Origin of the sequence: Alishewanella sp. WH16-1 (assembly GCF_001441695.1) — a bacterium.
GTDB classification, from domain to species: domain Bacteria; phylum Pseudomonadota; class Gammaproteobacteria; order Enterobacterales; family Alteromonadaceae; genus Alishewanella; species Alishewanella agri.
Genome location: NZ_LCWL01000005.1, coordinates 1 through 517, shown reverse-complemented (window position 1 = coordinate 517; position 517 = coordinate 1). Strand labels below are relative to the sequence as shown.

Here is a 517-nt window from a genome sequence, read left to right as displayed (position 1 = left end):
CTGACACCTACGCCTATACAACACCATGACCGAACTTCCCGACAACATCCTTCACCTGCCGCAATACCAAGTACTGGGCTGCAAATCAACCGACGACGAAATGCACTTCCAGGTGGACGTGCCCGATCCCATCGCCTGCGAGGAATGCGGCGTGCAGGGTGAGTTCGTACGGTTCGGCAAGCGTGACGTTCCCTATCGTGATCTGCCCATCCACGGCAAGCGGGTCACTCTCTGGGTGGTCCGCCGCCGATACACCTGCCGGGCCTGCAAGACAACATTCAGGCCCCAGCTACCGGAGATGGTGGACGGATTCCGTATGACACTGCGGCTGCATGAGTACGTGGAGAAGGAATCCTTCAACCACCCCTACACCTTTGTGGCGGCACAGACCGGCCTGGACGAGAAGACGGTGCGCGACATCTTCAACGCCCGCGCCGAGTTGCTGGGGCGCTGGCACCGCTTCGAGACGCCCCGCATCCTGGGCATTGACGAGCTATACCTGAACAAGCGCTACCGC

General features: G+C 60.5%; 1 protein-coding gene. It reads left to right on the top strand.

What is annotated here, in order from left to right:
• Positions 1–25: 25 nt before the first annotated feature.
• Positions 26–517 (top strand): ISL3 family transposase (locus AAY72_RS00935; protein ID WP_057785215.1); only part of this gene is annotated, 492 nt, incomplete at its 3' end.